The sequence below is a fragment of the Thermogymnomonas acidicola genome (genome assembly GCF_014646795.1).
In the GTDB taxonomy this organism is placed as follows: Archaea; Thermoplasmatota; Thermoplasmata; order Thermoplasmatales; family Thermoplasmataceae; genus Thermogymnomonas; species Thermogymnomonas acidicola.
The window spans coordinates 675825-691151 of record NZ_BMNY01000001.1 but is presented as its reverse complement, the minus strand read 5'-3'; the positions used below and the strand labels follow the sequence as shown (position 1 = coordinate 691151).

Here is a 15327-nt window from a genome sequence, read left to right as displayed (position 1 = left end):
CGGGACCATTCATGCCAGGGCCATGTTTTCCACGTCTGCACCGACGAGAGAGGCGTGCGGGCCTGCCTCCTATAAATATATATACAGAAATATTATGTATCGGCGAGGGTAAACATGGCGGACGAGCTTAGTCCAAATGCCAAGAAGGTTTATGAGGCCATAAAGAAGCTGGGGGCAACCTCGGAAGACAAGCTGAAGTCTGCAGATGACATAATGAAGGCTGCAGGTGTTGGAAAGGCCATTGTCACAAGCTCCCTGCAGGAGCTACAGAGCAAGGGCCTGGTCAAGAGGGTGGCCAGGCAGAAGAGTGCTGGCTACTACGCCTTAAAGTAGGCACGCCCCCACGTGTGGCAGCTGCCAGAAGTTCAATTTTTTAACACCTGACATTAATTAATACCTACATATATTTATGCGTGCAAAGGTTATTAAAATGCGACACATGTATCAAGAGGAGAGTAGCCGATGACCACCCTCATAGTGAACATAGACAGGGACAACGACTTTGGAGAGAAGGCTGGTATAAAAGGGCCGGTCGTTGGGTACTCCGAGTGCTACAATGCTGCAGTAAAGCTCATCACCACAGACCCTGAGGATTCAGATGCAAATGCCCTCTTCGGCGCAATAAAGCACTATGAGGAGCTCCGGGAGAGGGGAGAGGACGTTGAGATATGCCTTATAACGGGAGACCAGGACGTGGGCGAGACCTCTGACACGGAGCTGGGAAGGCAGATAGATGACGTCCTGTCCAGGGGAAACTATGATGACATGATCCTTGTATCAGACGGAGCAGAGGACGACTACATAGTGCCTGTCCTGGTCTCTAGGAGAAAGATAAGGTATGTGAAGCATATTATCGTGAGGCACAACCAGAACATAGAATCCCTGTATTACTACATAGTAAAGGCGCTTAAGGACAAGAAAGTGGTGAACAAGTTCATAATACCCCTGGGCATAGTTTTCCTGACCTACGGTGTGGTCTCTCTTGCCTTTATACTGTACGAACTGGTCAGCGCGAGGATAACAACCATAGACCCGAGCATAGGTGCCATAACCTTCGTTACCATAGTCCTTGGAGGGTACCTTCTTGAGAGGGGCTTCGAGGTCGGGGCAAAGGTCAACGGCCTGTTCCACTCGGTTTACAGGTACGCACAGGAGACCAGGGTGCTCTTCCTATCGTACGTTGTGGCCTCGATGCTTATCCTGGTGGGAATAGCATCCAGTTATGTCATAACAAGGGACACAACGAAGAGCCCGGTGGACGCGATCCTGGTTTTCCTCTCAATGTTCACCTGGTGGCTTTACGGTGCCTTCTTCACAAGGGAGGTTGGCTCGGCAATTGAGATGGCTGTTTACAAGAAGCCCATAACCCACAGCGTGTGGTACGGCCTGCTCTTCTCCCTCTCCATAGCGTTCATCGTGTATGGTATGATGAACTACATCAGGTACATCCTCGGGTTCATAACCCTCAGGGTAGCCATCGCCAGTGTCTTCTTCCTGATACTCGGCCTCGTGATAGCGATGTTCTCCTCCATGATCAACAGGTACTATTCAGAGGCCAGGGAATCAAGGGGTGAGGAGAGGGAGCAGGGTGCGAAGATATCCAACGACATGACCAACAAGTAAGCATGGACTGGAATTCATGGTCCCGTTACTACATGGCGATAACTGGGGAGCTTGGCATTGACCCTGCAATGGATCTCGTGTCGTCGCTGCGCCTTTCGGACATAATAGGTGAGAGGGGCTGCCTGAGGCTATCGGACCATCGCCTGTCCGGCCTCAGGGGCGGTGATGTCTATGTAATAGGAAACGGGCCTGGCCTGGCTGAGTTACTACACTCTGTGGGAGAAGGCAAGGTATTCGTTGCCGATTCTGCCATAGGCACATTCCACTCCATCATGGGGTGCCCAGATTTCATAGTGACAGACCTTGACGGTGACACTGACGGAATAATGGAGTGCGCCAGGAAGGGTTCAATCGTCTTCGTCCATGCCCACGGGGATAATGTGGAGAAGGTGGAAAGGCTGGCGCCATTCCTCTTCCCGGGCGCTGTGGGCACCACGCAGAACAGGCCTGTTGGATTCGTCCACAACTTTTACGGTTTCACGGACGGCGACAGGGCAGCATTCATAGCCGCCGCTTTCGGCGCAAGGAGGATTACACTTGTGGGCTTTGACTTCGAGCACCCGGTGCACAAGGGTAACCCGGAGAGGAAGAAGGCGAAGCTGAAGTGGGCTAGGGCCCTCCTCTCAGCCCTCGCCCAGGAGCGGGGCGGAGAACTTATCGAAGGCGATTTCATTGACATCTAGGCAGGCCAGTTCACCCCCTCATGGGGCCATCTGGAACGGCACAGCATGCGCCAGCGAAGCAGTGAATCGGGGCCTGAAAACTCACCGGCGAACACAATATCCAGCCACATCTACCCTCACACCCCATTTCAGCAACGAGGTCAGGTGAGGAAATGCCCACACAGTGATGGCAATTAGCCAGACTGGACGGCTACTTGCTCACGAGATAGTCACCGCTGAGTGCAACCGTCACGGGCACAGAATCTAGGGAGAGGGCTACCTCTATGTCCATCCGGCCACCCATCATGGCAAGCCTCCTGGAGCCCCTGCCCCTCCTGACCATCTCAGCGTAGCGCCCGAAGTCAGGGTCTCCCCCCTCCAGCTTCTCCCTGATGAACTCGCCGAATATCCTGTCCTCATCAGCCTCCCCGTCTGGCCTGTTGGACAGGGTTATGAAGACCCTATCGCCACCGCTCACTGCGTCAACAGTCTTGCTGAAGTTCACAAATGACCCCAGGAAGACCCTTCCCCTGTTGCGTATCCTCTCCAGGACCTTTGTGCCGTTGGTGGAGGTGAAAATGACCTCCCGCCCCTGCAAGTCCGCGCCCATGAGCTCTGATGGGGAGTTGTTGTAATCGAAGCCAGGTACCTTCAGGCCGAACCTCTCGCCCACGAGCACCCTCTTCGGATCCTCCCTCTTCATCGCCCTGGCCACAGAAACGCTGCCAGTCGGTATCACCCTGGTTGCTCCCCTGTGCAGGATTATCGGGATTGAGGTCGTCGACCTGAATATGTCAACGAGCACCCTCGTTCCCTCCTCGAAGTCCTTCTGGTTCCTGCCGTCCTCTATGACAACTTCCATCCGCTTCTCTATGGATTCTGTGGATAAAATATGTGACCTTCCCGGGAACCGCCATGCCTTTGTGAAAGGTAAATATAGAATCGTGCCATATTCCCCGAAAGGTGTTACGATTCATGGCACAGACGGTCAAGACCATGGTTGAGGGCGGCAAGGCCACTACAGGGCCACCCCTGGGCCCAGCCCTTGGCCCCCTGGGGCTTAACCTTGGCCAGCTGGTCAAGGAGATCAACGAGAAGACCAAAGACTTTCAGGGCATGCAGGTGCCGGTCACCGTCATTGTGACGGATCCTGCATCGAAGAAGTACGAGATACAGATAGGCATACCGCCCACATCGGCCCTTCTCAAGAAGGAACTCAAGATAGAGAAGGGCGCATCGAAAAGGAAGGAGGCCATAGCCGCGAACGCCTCCCTCGAACAGATAAAGAAGGTTGCCAAGATGAAGCTGGGCTCTACTATGTCCTATGACCTCAGGGCCGCTGTGCTTGAGGTCCTAGGAACCTGCGTTTCAATGGGTATAAATGTTGATGGAAAGGACCCGAAGGAGGTACAAAGGCTTATTAAGTCAGGCGAAATCGAGATATAGTCCTGTAGGAGAGGGCATCTCGGTCACTACAGGGGTGTTGTGAATGGCTGACAGCGTCTCAAAGTTTGTCGCAGAAGCGAAGAAGCAGTCGAAGGAGAGGAAGTTCCTGGAGAGCCTTGAACTTGCCATAAACCTCAAGGACGTGGACCTCTCCGATCCCAAGAACAGGATCAATGATGAGCTTGTTCTGCCCAACGGCAGGGGAAAGGAGACCAAAATAGCAGTCATAGGAAGCGAGGAACTCAAGGCCAAGGCGAGGGGGTCCGCAGACCTCATATTCGGCCCAGAAGACCTCTCCAAGTTCGCGGAGAACAAGAAGGAGTTCAAGAAGGTAGCAAACGAGGTTGACTTCTTCATAGCGGAGTCCACCCTCATGGCGAACATAGGCAGGACCCTGGGCCCTGTGCTTGGCCCCAGGGGCAAGATCCCGAAGCCCATACCGCCAGGGCAGGACCCTGCGCCTATGATATCTGCACTCAGGAAGACCGTGAGGATAAGGACAAGGGACAGGAGGACCTTCCACGTGCCCGTGGGGACGAAGAGCATGAAGGACGAAGAAATAGGAGAGAACGTGACTGCAGTCATAAAGAGGGTTGCAAGCAAGCTCGAGAAGGGCATGTCGAACATTGAATCTGTGTACATCAAGACGACCATGGGTAAGGCTGTGAAGATAGATGTGGAGGCGATCAAATGAGGAAACCGGCCCAGTGGAAGGTTGAGCTTGTTGACCAGGTCGCGAAGGAGATCAGCAGCTCCAACGTAACAGCCATAGTGAGCATAAAGGGGCTCAGGAACAAGCAGTTCCAGGACATAAGGAAGAGCCTGAGGGGAGAAGTCAAGATCAGGGTGATGAGGGGCACACTGATAAAGAAGGCGCTTGAAAAAGCACAGAAGAAGGACATAAAGGGTCTGGAACAGTTCGTCTCTGGCCAGGTGGCAGTGGTGACCGGAAACATAGGGGCACCCGTTCTCTACAGGAGGCTGGAGGGGACCAAGCAGAGGGCACCTGCCAGGGGAGGGGAGATAGCGGACCATGACATAGTGGTAGAGGCCAAGGAGACATCGTTCCCGCCAGGCCCCATGATAAGTGAGTTCCAGAAGGTGGGCCTCCAGACTGCGATAGAGAAGGGCAAGATAGTCATAAAGAAGGAAGCAGTCCTAGTGAAGAAGGGAGAGGTCATAACGCCAGAGAAGGCGAAGGTGCTCGAGAGGCTGGAGATCTTTCCCCTCATAGTGGGCCTCGATGTCCTGGGTGCCTACGAAGACGGGATCATATTCACAAAGGAATCACTGTCCATAACGCCCGAGCAGGTGGCGGCTGATGTGGCCACGGCCTTTGCCAGGGCCAAGGCGCTGGCCCTCAGGGCGACGTTCATGGTGCCTGAGGTGGTGCCAGAGCTCCTTGCCAAGGCAAAGCTGGAGGCGGACGCCCTGGCCCTAGCGGCTGGCTTCCTGACCGAGAGCAACGTGCAATTATTTATACTCAAAGCTATTAGGGAAGCAAACGCGCTCAACGCAGCCCTGCAGGGCGGCAGTGAGTCTCCAGCGGCCGAAGAGGCCAGGGGAGAGGAGAAGAAGGAAGAGGAGAAGAGCGGTGAAGAGGATGCGTCTGCGGGGCTGAGTGCCCTGTTTGGATGAAGGAGGTTGAAAGGAATGGAGTATGTGTATGGTGCCCTGCTGTTACACGCAGCGGGCCAGGAGATAGACGAGGAGAAGCTGAAGAAGGTGCTCACAGAGGCCGGGGTGCAGGCCGACGAGGCCAGGCTGAAGGCGCTGGTCTCGAGCCTGAAGGAGATAAACATCGAAGAGGTGCTGAAGAACGCTGCAGCCGCGCCGGTGGCGGCGGCCCCAGCTGCTCCTCAGGCTGAGAAGAAGGAGGAAAAGAAGAAGGAGGAGAAGAAAGAGGAGGAGGAAAAGGCCGCATCTGAGGAAGATGCAATGGCTGGCCTCAGCTCGCTCTTCGGATGATCTTGGATGGATTTTTACCAGTTTTTCTGGGGGATATTTAAATATATCCTACCAGCAACCCTATTTGTCCTCTCCGTCGTGTTCTTCATACCTGTACTCATTATCATATCTGTCATATGGGCCATGGGCTCCATATTGATAACGCTCCTGACCATGGAATCCGATAGCGGTGGCAGGAGAGGCAACACCTCCACGTGAACTGGAGAGTGGAAATCTATACCGGGCATTTTTTGAAAATTCCCGTAACTGGACTGGGGCAGGAGGCACCGCTCTGAAGGGGTATCCCGTGTGGCAGGGGTGGCCTACCCTAAGCCTCACGTTGCGAAGCCCAGTTCCCTGAGCTTTTCGAGCACCTCGGCCGGGTGGTCTTTTGGCGACACCTTCCCATAGACATATGCTACCTTCCCGTCCGGGCCTATGATGTAGGTTATGCGCTTTGCAGAGCGGTCGCCCAGGACGCCATAGGCGCTCACTATCCTCTTCTCCGGGTCCGGCACGAGTGGAAAGTTAAGGCCGAACTTTTCCCTGAACTTCCTGTGAGACTCCTCGCTGTCAACGCTTATTCCTATGACCTTAACTCCCCTGCTCTCATACGCCTGCATGCTGTCCCTGAAGCCGCAGGCTTCCGTTGTGCAGCCCGGTGTGTTGTCCTTGGGGTAGAAGTAAACGACCACGGGCCTGCCCCTGAGGTCGGAGAGCCTCTTCCTCTTTCCGTCCGTATCGGTGAACTCAAAGTCAGGTGCCTGTGCACCAACCTGGAGTAGTTCCATGAATGAATAACAGGAGCATGCTTATAACGCTTTCATCATTCCCTCTGGTACGATTTGAAGATGCTGTCGCCTACGTGGTGGATCACCCTGGCGGCGAGGCCAACCTTGTTTGCCATGATCTCCTGGCCGTCACGCTCGGCTATGCCCACAGCCACGTAGGTACCCTTCCCGTCCCTGATGTAGACCACATCACCCTTCCTTATGGCGGTGTCCATGGACACGATCCCCTGTGCGAAGAGGTTCGCACCGGATGATATCCTTGGCACTGCACCGTCGTCCACCTCTATCCATGACCTCTGCGGCCTGCTCCTGTTTATGAGGTGCAGTGTCGGCACCTCTATGCCTGAGGAGAAGAGCACCGGCATGCCGGAGATGAAGTAGACCTTCACTCCCCTGCCTTCCTCCACCTCTGTTGGGCCGTCGGAGAGTTGCAGGCCTAATTCCCTTATCTTCTGCGATACCATACGCGCCTCTTTCTTTGAAACGAAGTGCCTGGACACTAGCCTATCACCGCCCTTATGTCCCTGAGAGCAGAAATGTCGTTGCCCTCAATCAAGGCCCTGAGGCTCTTCTCAAGGATCCTGGCAAGGGCCGCCTCATGCTCCGAGAACTTCCACTCACCCGCAGACACCGCACCGGTGAAATAGAGGAATGAGAGAGATATGACGCGCCTCATCTCGGAGTACCCCATGTTCCTGAGTGCGAAATCCGCAGCCCTCTCCTTCCCGAACAGCCTGTACTCCACAATTATATCGGCTAAAAACCTGCTATCCTCTGACCAGGGTTCGAAGGGTAATCCGGCCCCCTTCCTCATCACATACTCCCTTGCTGCTGCTATCATCTCCAGGGGCTGTCCCTTCGAGAACTTTCCCGCGTCCTCTCCCAGGCCAGGCACTGTATCAGCCAGTATTTCCCTGGAGAACTGGGGCCACAGGGCCTCAAGCACCTTCCTGCCGGTGTCCGCCTGCATACCCCTGCCGTACTTCCTCATGTACTTGATCAGGACCTCAGCGGGCACGTCCACCGGGTCCAGGCTCTTCAGGAATGCTTCGGGGTCACTGTACACCTTCATCCTGGAGACGTAGAAGCCACTCCTTACAGCGCTCTCCACCTTTGAATCGTATACCTTCCTCACCACCGCCCTGTCATCCGCCTGGCCCGCCAGGTAAGAAAGGAGGTGCTGCTGCACGTCCACCTGCACTTCATCCAGGAACTCGGGCATGAATGAGAACGCCCCTGCCTCGCCCACGAGTATGTGCTTCATGAGTGCAGCCCCGGACCTCCAGGACGAATCCTCCCTTATCCTCAGTACAGGCTTGCCCAGGAAGCCGACCAATACCGAAAGGCCGGAGGTGCCAACCTCGACAATGCCATCAGACACCCCTGTGGCTATACCCTCGTCCCTGAGCGCGTCCTGGAAGAACTCAGGCGGTGGCGGTGTGGACTTGCACGAAGCCAGGTAGTAGTTGCTTGAGGAATACACCTTAACACCCCTCGTCTTAGAGAGGGAGGTGAAGGCCAGCATCCTCCATACCACGTCCCTGCCGTTCTGGATACCAGCGAGCACCGGGGGGTCTGTCCCCCCGCCCCTCTGTATGTACTCGACGCTCCCGTACTGCGTCTTCAGCATGGCAGTGAGCCTTGCACCACCGCTCTCCACAGCCCGCGCACTCTCGGCCAGCCCTGAGAGGAACTGGTCAGCAGACCTTGAGAACCTGAGCAGGTCGCCGGGTGAATCGACTGCCCTCAGCTTCTTCCTGTAGCCTTCAAATGGGCAGAAGAGACCCGGGTCAAGGCACTGGGGCACGAGTACCCCCGGGTCTGCGAGGATTTCCTGCACCTGCGTGATGAACTTCCTCTCATCCTCCTCAGACCTGGCCTTGAGCCTCAACTGGACGCACCGTTCACTTCTTTTCGAGCATCCTTATTGCCTCTGCCCTCACGGTGACAGGTATAGGCACCATGGACTCGATCAGCTGCACCGTGACCTCCTCCTTGGCAGTGTCAATGGACATGATCTTGGCCTTTTCTCCCTTGAACGGCCCGTCTATCAACTCGACGAATGCTCCAAGCTCGAGGCCCGATACAGCAGGCTTCGGCGTGAGGTAGTGCAGTATCTCCTCTGCCCTTATCTCTCCCTCCACCATGCCCTTGTAGTTCTTTATTCCCCTGGCAAGGTAGAATACACGGTCAGGGTGCATGGTCTCCACAAAGACGTATCCCTTGACCTCCGGGGAGAACATGATGGATATGACCTCGCTGGTTGCAAGTGGGTTGGTTGCCGCCCTGTCCTCGTAGTCCCTTATGGCCCTGTTCTCCAGGTCTATGGCCACAGAAAGCTCCGAGCCGAGTGTTGTCTTCATCGCCACTATGACTGGCTTCAGGTTTATCCTTGCCTCCCTGCTGAAGGAGTGTATGCCATCATCCGAGGATACCGAGAGTGAGATAGTTGACGAATCCCCTATGTAGCCACCCCTGGGGGTGGAGACTTTGACCGCGATCTCCTTCTGCCTGTTCCCATCAACATCGAACTGCTCGCTTATCTTCCGGTTGTCCCTTGGTGAGAGTGAATAGTTATCGCCCTTACTAAGGTCGGTTGATACCAACCACTCCATCTGGCTGTCCTTCTGCTCAAAGGACATTGAAAGTGAGAGGGTGAAGCTCCTCTTCTTTCCCTGTATGTTCCTGACAGTTATCGGAATGCTGAGCTCCTTTCCGCATCCCATCTCATATTCGTCCTTAAGATCCACTTCGATCCACTGATACCTTGATGTGTTCTCGACCATCTTGATCACCTATGGTATGGGGAAGTAGACAGTCATCAGGAGGTATATGAAGAAACCCAGGAGGCCAAGGAGTATGATGCCTGCACCGGTGATGAGCACCACCTTGATGTATTCATCCCTGTCGGGCTTCTTGGCCATTCTGAGTATCCTTGAGTATTTTCCCTTGCCTATCCCCCCGATGCGCCTCTCGATGCGCTCCTGTATTTCCTCCACACGATCATCCAACGACATCAATACCACTTAGAGCAGACCAGAAGAACAGATCGAAACTCGAGTTAAATAGTTTCCCAAAAAACGGTTATGATTTGAAGGTGAAATGATAATGCCCACGGCCCGCCGTGCTTAGGAGGTGATCCATCCGCAGGTTCCCCTACGGATACCTTGTTACGACTTAACCCTCCTCACTGACACCAGATTCGAGTTCGCCCTCCCGGACGTACCCTCATCCAGCACCAGCTCGGATGGTTTGACGGGCGGTGTGTGCAAGGAGCAGGGGCATATTCACCGCGGGATGTTGACCCGCGATTACTACGGAATCCACATTCATGAGGGCGAGTTACAGCCCTCAATCCTGACTACGAGCAGGTTTCGGGGTTAGCTTCCCCTTTCGAGGTCGCATCCCATTGTCCTGCCCTTTGTAGCGCGCGTGTTGCCCGGGAGATTCGGGGCGTACTGACCTGCCGTCGACCCTTCCTTCCTCCAGCTTAGCGCTGGCGGTCCCCCTAAAGTGCCCCTCCACTCACGTGAAGGATGGCAATTAGGGATAGGGGTCTCGCTCGTTATCACACTTAAGTGAACGCCCTACGGTACGAGCTGACGACGGCCATGCACCACCTCTCCTTCTATCGGACAAGCTCATCAGGCTGGTCCTCATCCGAAGGTCGCTCCCGGTGAGTTTTCCGGCGTTGAATCCAATTAAACCGCACGCTCCTCCCGTTGCGGTGCTCCCCCGCCAATTCCTTTAAGTTTCAGCCTTGCGACCATACTCCCCAAGCGGCCCACTTAACACCTTCGCTCCGGCACTGCCCCCCCTCATCGGAGAGGCAACACCAAGTGGGCAGTGTTTACAGCTAGGACTACCCGGGTATCTAATCCGGTTTGCTCCCCTAGCCTTCGTCCCTCACCGTCGGATCCGTTCTAGTTGAACGCTTTCGCCACCGGTCGTCCTTCCAGGATTACAGGATTTTACCCCTACCCCAGAAGTACGTTCAACCTCACCCGGTCCCAAGTCACGCAGTCTCTCCAGAAAATCTTCCGTTGAGCGGAAGAATTTACCTGGAGATTTACGTAACCGGCTACGGACGCTTTAGGCTCAATAAAAGTGACCACCACTCGAGCTGCGGGTGTTACCGCGGCGGCTGGCACCCGTCTTACCCAGCTCTTATTCCTCGAGCTTTTTAGGCTCGAGAAAAGCTCTGGCTGAGCCAGAGCACTCAGGTTCCCCGTGTCGCGCTTGCGCGCATTGCACAGGTTTCGCGCCTGCTGCGCCCCGTAGGGCCTGGACTAGTGTCTCAGAGTCCATCTCCGGGCTCCCCCTCTCAGGGCCCGTACCCGTCCTAGGCTATGTGGTCCGTTACACCACATACTACCTGATAGGCCGCAGACTCATCCTCAGGCGCCGGAGCTTTCACCACCCAAGCATTCCAGCATAGAGTGGCTATGGGGAATTAGCCTCAGTTTCCCGAGGTTATGCCCCACCTGAGGGCAGATTATCCGCGTGTTACTGAGCGGTACGCCGGTGCCTTACGGCCCCTTGACTCGCATGGCTTAGTCGGAACCTGATAGCAGTGGCCGCCGGCAGGATCAACCGGAGTTAAATCCTGTCACAATTATTGGAACTGGCGAGCCGTGGTTTGCACCATTTCACCCTTGTCGGAAGTGAGCATAAAACAACTCACTGCCCCATGTTTACCAGCCCCGGAATGACATTAGTTCACCCCGCCCCAACGGGCAGTCCCCTGTCCGCCTTTAAGGCTGGATATACTCGCTCTTTTCCTCTTTTAGAGCGTAATTTAGGATATGTTAATTTCATATTTAACCCTTTTGCGAGCCCGGTGCGCCACATGGCCAATGTGGATCTGTGAAGCGTGCAGGTTAAAGGACATCCTGCCATCCGATCCTGCTTTGGCAAAATGGAGTACTCCCTGCATTGCACCGGAAGCACTGCGAAGACGCCCTCTCTGATCCCTACCAGACACCGGCATCATGCCCTATTGACGCAGGGAGAGGGCCGTGGTTACCCAGGCCATGGACACGATCTTAATTGCATAAACGCGATATTAAGAAAGAGCGAAAGCCACGCTCACTTGCCCGATTCCTGCGAGCTTGGGATGTTCCTCTTTATTGTTATGGGGATCAGGTTGTTCTCGAACTCGAGCATCGCTATGTCCACGGGATCCACCATCCCGCTTGGCACATCGATGAGAACCGGGGCGCCCATTGAAATCTGGAGGGCCCTCGCCCCAATTATCCTTGCTTTTTCAAACTTTGTTAGCGTCATGAAAATCATGCGGGCATCCGATAATGCTCAACTATATAATAACCTTTTTCAGGTCACTGGACACCGGACATGCGACATTTATTACAAAGCCCTCCCTTTTCAACCATGGACTTCCAGAAATTTTTCGGACAGAATGTGGAGCATTACAGCAGGAGCAGGCTGCATAGCCGCGGAGAAGACCTTGAAATCATGGTGAGGATTGTGCGGCCAGAGGGTACCGACGTCCTGCTCGACGCCGCTGCCGGACCTGGCTTCACTGCACTTCAATTCTCGGAGATGGTCTCCAGCACAGTCATACACGATGGCACCCCCGGCATGCTGAGGAAGGCGATGGAACTTGTAAAGGAGAAAAAGGCACGCAACTGTTCCTTCGTGCTCTCAACCCTCCCTGAACTGCCACTCCCCGACGGTGCCTTCACTGTAGTTACGTGCAGAAGGGCCCTCCACCACTTCCACAATGTCCATGAGACCCTGCGGGAGTTCCGCAGGGTGCTTGCACCCGGCGGGAGGCTCTGCATATCTGACATGGTAGCGCCCGCAGGCTGGGAGGAGCAGTTCAACAGGCTGGAGTGGATGAGGGATAGCAGCCACCACTGGGCACTAAGCGAGGAAGAGATGCTTATGGAACTTGAAGAGGCTGGCTTCAGGGAGGTGGAGCATAGCATCATGGTCAACAGCCTGGACTTCGACCAGTGGCTTTCACCATTGGATTCTGAAAGTGCCCAGGGGATGGCATGCAGGGCATACCTGGAAAAGCTCTCGGGTGAAGGCTTCCCACTGGCACGCCCTGGTGGCCTGATGAAACTGCATGGAGTTTACCTGGCTGTGAGGGACTGAGCTCCAGGCCCACCAGATTTGGAGAGCGGGTGAAAGGCATGCTCACATACACCTATGCTTCCATCTTCCTGGCAGGGTTTGCGCTGGGGATAGTGGCAGGCACGGTACTTTACCAGAGGTTGTCCAGGAGGCAGTACGAGAGGGCCATCAGGGACACCACACAGGAACTCTACCAGAGAGTGGTGCAGGAGGGTGCAAAGGCCATAGCAGAGAGCGCAAAAGCATCCATGGAGGATGTGTCCAGGGAGACTAGGCACGCACTGGAGCTGGAGAAGACAGAGATCAAGGATATGATAGAGCCCGTCAGGCAGGTTCTCGAAGCATACAGGCAGGAGGTGAGCGCCTTCAGGTCAAGTGTGCAGCAGAACTACGGCGAGGTGACGCAGATGATGAGGGCCCTGGAAGAGGCCGGCAGGCGCCTCTCAGAGGAGACGAGGAACCTGGCGAGCGCGCTCAAGAACAACCAGGCCAGGGGCAGGTGGGGGGAAATACAGCTCAGAAGGATCGTTGAAGCGTCCGGAATGCTTGAGCACTGTGACTTTGAGGAGCAGGTGGCTGGCGAGGGTAACAGGCCCGATATGGTGATCAGGCTCCCCGGGAACAGGGAAATAGTGGTGGATGCCAAGGTGCCGATATCTGAGTACCTGAGGGCGCTTGAGGCCCAGAGCGAGGATGAGGCCGTAGACCACCTGAAAGCGTACTCAAGGCAGGTCAGGGAGAGGCTAAGGGAACTTGCGTCGAAAAAATACTCCTCCGGACCCAGGAGAGCTGAGTTTGTAGTTATGTTCCTCCCAGGCGAGTCCTTCTTCTCCGCGGCCCTGAGGTTCGACCCCGAACTGATGGACTTCGGGATACAGAATGGAGTCATAGTTGCTTCGCCAGTTACACTTCTGGCCATACTGAGGTCTGTGGCAATGAGCTGGCAGCAGTTCACTCTCCAGCAGAACATGGAGAGGGTCATTGAAATGGGCGGAAAGGTGTACGAGAGTGCGAACAGGTTCCTATCAAGCTTTTCCGAGATCGGCAGGGACATCTCCAGGGTGGTTAAGAAGTACAACGAGGGGGCGAGGAGCCTCAGGGAGAACCTGATTCCTTACGCGAGGAGCATGAAGGAACTGGGTGTCAAAGGGTCCGAGAAGAGCCCGGAGATAGGTGAGGTCGACGATACAGTAACCGGCACCGACTGAGCCGGTGGTCACCTGGGATCCACCGAGGCCAGGGAGCTGGCCTTCGCCCTTCCGATCAACACGGTCACAACCCCACCGGCTAGGCAGGTGAAAGATATCAGGAGGAAGCCGGAGCCTGGGAGGACATCCGGTGCTACGGCGAAGGCCAGCACGCCCAGGATTCCACCGAGCCTGCCTGAAGCCTCTGATATACCCTGGAATGCACCCCTGGTCTGGGTGTCAGACCAGCCAGTAGGCCTTATCACGGTTGTCTTGTCCGGGCCCATGGCCCCGAAGAAGAATGCCAGAGCGAGCAGGATCACGAAGGCGAGGTCCATGTGAAGGGAGGCGAGTATGAATATTGACAGCATCAGGAGGGACGCGCCCCTCGCAATGAAGCCGATGAACTGGAGCCTCAGCATGCCGAGCCTCCTCACCAGGACTATGGCTGCGAAAGAGGCGGGGATCGTGAATGCCTTCACAATGACGCTGTAGCCAGCACCATCAGTGAATGTCACGTGAAGGTCGCTGGACAGCAGGTAAGGCATGTACACTGCCAGGCCCTGGTCGCCGATCTGGTACAGGAACCATGGTATGGAGTAGACCTTGAAGAGGCCCCTCCCCATTTCCATAACCCTCCTCACCACATCTCTCACAGGCCTGTGCTCCGCCTGCAACCATGCATATGACTCTGGTAGCCTGGCCCTCAGCCATATTGGTATTGCCGCCACCACCACTCCAGATGCCAGCTCGAGCCTCCAGGACAGGCCTGCCCCGACCATGTCGAACAGGAAGCCGCTGAAGTATGCGATTATTATGCCGAAGTTGGCGAAGAACATTATGAGCATCATCCTGGATGGTGCGCTACCCCTCCTGAATATCTCTGATGCGTAGACAAATACGACAACGTAGTCCAGGCCCACACCGAGGCCAACAACAACCCTGGATGCGAGCAGGGCCCACATGTTCCATGAGAGGGCCCCGATCACGCCGCCCAGTATGAATGTGAGGAGGTCGAAGAGCAGTATCCTGAGACGCCCGAAACGGTCGGCCATGGGACCTCCCACCACGGCAGCCACCATGGCACCGATCAGCACTGAAGTTGCCAGCAGATCCATGTAAACTGGGCCTGGCCTGAATAACTGCCTGATGATGCCAAGCTGGGGCGATATTGCTGCAATGTTGTAGCTTGATGCCAGGATACTCATGGAAAGCGCCACTATAGCCCTTCCCTGAGTATTGTAAGGACTGCCTGACATCTTCTGAGGATTGAGCCACAATAAATAAATTTTTGTAAGGAGTGCCTTACCATGATTGGCCCGCCCGATAACCGAAGGCCAGGGAGCCTACATTCTAAGGATCGAGGGAGCGGGGGGATGATTTTACCATAAGCAGGTGCTTAATCGTGACGGTTTCGGTATTGCCATGAATGTCATTTCTTTTGATTTGAATGGTGTAAAGATAACCGGCGCCAGGCACTTCATCCAAAGGGCTGACTGGAGGCTACCCGGTGCCTCACAGGGGATCTCCCTGCTACTGCGCGTGCGAGATCCACGTACACCCACATGG

At 55.3% G+C, this 15327-nt stretch carries 17 protein-coding genes and 1 rRNA gene; 9 read left to right on the top strand and 9 right to left on the bottom strand.

Going from position 1 to position 15327, the window contains the following annotated elements; all coding sequences use genetic code 11:
- The first annotated feature begins 114 nt into the window (after nucleotides 1-114).
- The 3 genes from IEW66_RS03395 to IEW66_RS03385 all read left to right on the top strand — a co-directional run bounded on the left by IEW66_RS03395 (nucleotide 115) and on the right by IEW66_RS03385 (nucleotide 2306).
- Nucleotides 115-333: a GntR family transcriptional regulator gene (locus IEW66_RS03395; protein ID WP_188680312.1), complete on the top strand. Its 219-nt coding sequence runs from the start codon at nucleotides 115-117 to the stop codon at nucleotides 331-333.
- Nucleotides 334-462: 129 nt separating this feature from the next.
- Complete coding sequence (locus IEW66_RS03390) at nucleotides 463-1623, top strand: DUF373 family protein (protein ID WP_188680310.1); 1161 nt, start codon at nucleotides 463-465, stop codon at nucleotides 1621-1623.
- Nucleotides 1624-1625: 2 nt separating this feature from the next.
- Nucleotides 1626-2306 carry a 6-hydroxymethylpterin diphosphokinase MptE-like protein gene (locus tag IEW66_RS03385; RefSeq protein ID WP_188680309.1) on the top strand — a complete coding sequence of 227 codons (681 nt, stop codon included), beginning with the start codon at nucleotides 1626-1628 and terminating at the stop codon, nucleotides 2304-2306.
- A gap of 190 nt (nucleotides 2307-2496) precedes the next feature.
- Here IEW66_RS03385 and IEW66_RS03380 read toward each other — a convergent pair whose 3' ends face one another.
- A complete protein-coding gene (locus IEW66_RS03380; RefSeq protein ID WP_188680307.1) occupies nucleotides 2497-3147 on the bottom strand; it encodes a 2-phosphosulfolactate phosphatase in 651 nt (216 codons plus the stop codon).
- A 113-nt stretch (nucleotides 3148-3260) separates the two neighbouring features.
- Here IEW66_RS03380 and IEW66_RS03375 point away from each other — a divergent pair, with 113 nt between their 5' ends.
- The 4 genes from IEW66_RS03375 to rpl12p are packed head-to-tail and all read left to right on the top strand — an operon-like array spanning nucleotide 3261 to nucleotide 5699.
- Nucleotides 3261-3731: a 50S ribosomal protein L11 gene (locus IEW66_RS03375; protein WP_188680305.1), complete on the top strand. Its 471-nt coding sequence runs from the start codon at nucleotides 3261-3263 to the stop codon at nucleotides 3729-3731.
- Nucleotides 3732-3774: 43 nt separating this feature from the next.
- Nucleotides 3775-4425, top strand: coding sequence for a 50S ribosomal protein L1 (locus IEW66_RS03370; RefSeq protein ID WP_188680303.1), 651 nt, complete (start codon nucleotides 3775-3777; stop codon nucleotides 4423-4425).
- Nucleotides 4422-5369, top strand: coding sequence for a 50S ribosomal protein L10 (rplJ, locus tag IEW66_RS03365; protein ID WP_188680301.1), 948 nt, complete (start codon nucleotides 4422-4424; stop codon nucleotides 5367-5369). Before IEW66_RS03370 ends, rplJ begins: the two co-directional genes overlap by 4 nt.
- Nucleotides 5370-5384: 15 nt before the next feature.
- Nucleotides 5385-5699, top strand: coding sequence for a 50S ribosomal protein P1 (rpl12p, locus tag IEW66_RS03360; RefSeq protein ID WP_188680298.1), 315 nt, complete (start codon nucleotides 5385-5387; stop codon nucleotides 5697-5699).
- 314 nt (nucleotides 5700-6013) lie between these two features.
- Here rpl12p and IEW66_RS03355 read toward each other — a convergent pair whose 3' ends face one another.
- From IEW66_RS03355 to IEW66_RS03325, 7 genes are all read right to left on the bottom strand, one after another.
- Nucleotides 6014-6469 carry a peroxiredoxin gene (locus tag IEW66_RS03355; protein ID WP_188680296.1) on the bottom strand — a complete coding sequence of 152 codons (456 nt, stop codon included), beginning with the start codon at nucleotides 6467-6469 and terminating at the stop codon, nucleotides 6014-6016.
- A gap of 35 nt (nucleotides 6470-6504) precedes the next feature.
- Complete coding sequence (locus tag IEW66_RS03350) at nucleotides 6505-6969, bottom strand: DUF1947 domain-containing protein (RefSeq protein ID WP_188680294.1); 465 nt, start codon at nucleotides 6967-6969, stop codon at nucleotides 6505-6507.
- Nucleotides 6969-8360 (bottom strand): hypothetical protein, encoded by a 1392-nt coding sequence (locus tag IEW66_RS08790; RefSeq protein WP_229657470.1) that lies wholly within the window; start codon nucleotides 8358-8360, stop codon nucleotides 6969-6971. The genes IEW66_RS03350 and IEW66_RS08790 overlap by 1 nt, the downstream gene beginning before the upstream one ends.
- Before the next feature lie 13 nt (nucleotides 8361-8373).
- The gene (locus IEW66_RS03340; RefSeq protein WP_188680292.1) at nucleotides 8374-9255 is read right to left on the bottom strand and encodes a transcription elongation factor Spt5; all 882 of its coding nucleotides are present in this window, start codon (nucleotides 9253-9255) and stop codon (nucleotides 8374-8376) included.
- Between the two features lie 9 nt (nucleotides 9256-9264).
- Nucleotides 9265-9486 (bottom strand): protein translocase SEC61 complex subunit gamma, encoded by a 222-nt coding sequence (locus IEW66_RS03335; protein ID WP_188680291.1) that lies wholly within the window; start codon nucleotides 9484-9486, stop codon nucleotides 9265-9267.
- Between the two features lie 113 nt (nucleotides 9487-9599).
- Nucleotides 9600-11069: ribosomal RNA gene (locus IEW66_RS03330) — 16S ribosomal RNA — on the bottom strand.
- Nucleotides 11070-11557: 488 nt separating this feature from the next.
- A complete protein-coding gene (locus IEW66_RS03325; protein WP_188681202.1) occupies nucleotides 11558-11755 on the bottom strand; it encodes a DNA-directed RNA polymerase subunit K in 198 nt (65 codons plus the stop codon).
- Nucleotides 11756-11860: 105 nt separating this feature from the next.
- On the opposite strand from IEW66_RS03325, the gene IEW66_RS03320 reads away from it, so the two are divergent.
- Together IEW66_RS03320 and rmuC are read left to right on the top strand one after the other, a co-directional pair.
- Entirely contained in the window at nucleotides 11861-12592 is a 732-nt protein-coding gene (locus IEW66_RS03320; protein WP_188680290.1) for a class I SAM-dependent methyltransferase, read from the top strand.
- Nucleotides 12593-12630: 38 nt separating this feature from the next.
- On the top strand, nucleotides 12631-13779 hold the full coding sequence (gene rmuC / locus IEW66_RS03315) for a DNA recombination protein RmuC (protein ID WP_188680289.1): 1149 nt from the start codon (nucleotides 12631-12633) through the stop codon (nucleotides 13777-13779).
- Between the two features lie 8 nt (nucleotides 13780-13787).
- Here the strand turns inward: rmuC and IEW66_RS03310 are convergent, their stop codons facing one another.
- Complete coding sequence (locus IEW66_RS03310; RefSeq protein ID WP_188680288.1) at nucleotides 13788-15017, bottom strand: MFS transporter; 1230 nt, start codon at nucleotides 15015-15017, stop codon at nucleotides 13788-13790.
- Nucleotides 15018-15327: the final 310 nt, after the last annotated feature.

What these genes read in the sequence shown, in the direction of transcription:
- IEW66_RS03395 (WP_188680312.1), top strand. Translation starts at nt 115, where the DNA reads ATGGCGGACGAGCTTAGTCCAAATGCCAAGAAGGTTTATGAGGCCATA.
- IEW66_RS03390 (WP_188680310.1), top strand. Translation starts at nt 463, where the DNA reads ATGACCACCCTCATAGTGAACATAGACAGGGACAACGACTTTGGAGAG.
- IEW66_RS03385 (WP_188680309.1), top strand. Translation starts at nt 1,626, where the DNA reads ATGGACTGGAATTCATGGTCCCGTTACTACATGGCGATAACTGGGGAG.
- IEW66_RS03380 (WP_188680307.1), bottom strand. Translation starts at nt 3,147, where the DNA reads ATGGAAGTTGTCATAGAGGACGGCAGGAACCAGAAGGACTTCGAGGAG.
- IEW66_RS03375 (WP_188680305.1), top strand. Translation starts at nt 3,261, where the DNA reads ATGGCACAGACGGTCAAGACCATGGTTGAGGGCGGCAAGGCCACTACA.
- IEW66_RS03370 (WP_188680303.1), top strand. Translation starts at nt 3,775, where the DNA reads ATGGCTGACAGCGTCTCAAAGTTTGTCGCAGAAGCGAAGAAGCAGTCG.
- rplJ (WP_188680301.1), top strand. Translation starts at nt 4,422, where the DNA reads ATGAGGAAACCGGCCCAGTGGAAGGTTGAGCTTGTTGACCAGGTCGCG.
- rpl12p (WP_188680298.1), top strand. Translation starts at nt 5,385, where the DNA reads ATGGAGTATGTGTATGGTGCCCTGCTGTTACACGCAGCGGGCCAGGAG.
- IEW66_RS03355 (WP_188680296.1), bottom strand. Translation starts at nt 6,469, where the DNA reads ATGGAACTACTCCAGGTTGGTGCACAGGCACCTGACTTTGAGTTCACC.
- IEW66_RS03340 (WP_188680292.1), bottom strand. Translation starts at nt 9,255, where the DNA reads ATGGTCGAGAACACATCAAGGTATCAGTGGATCGAAGTGGATCTTAAG.
- IEW66_RS03335 (WP_188680291.1), bottom strand. Translation starts at nt 9,486, where the DNA reads ATGTCGTTGGATGATCGTGTGGAGGAAATACAGGAGCGCATCGAGAGG.
- IEW66_RS03325 (WP_188681202.1), bottom strand. Translation starts at nt 11,755, where the DNA reads ATGACGCTAACAAAGTTTGAAAAAGCAAGGATAATTGGGGCGAGGGCC.
- IEW66_RS03320 (WP_188680290.1), top strand. Translation starts at nt 11,861, where the DNA reads ATGGACTTCCAGAAATTTTTCGGACAGAATGTGGAGCATTACAGCAGG.
- rmuC (WP_188680289.1), top strand. Translation starts at nt 12,631, where the DNA reads ATGCTCACATACACCTATGCTTCCATCTTCCTGGCAGGGTTTGCGCTG.
- IEW66_RS03310 (WP_188680288.1), bottom strand. Translation starts at nt 15,017, where the DNA reads ATGTCAGGCAGTCCTTACAATACTCAGGGAAGGGCTATAGTGGCGCTT.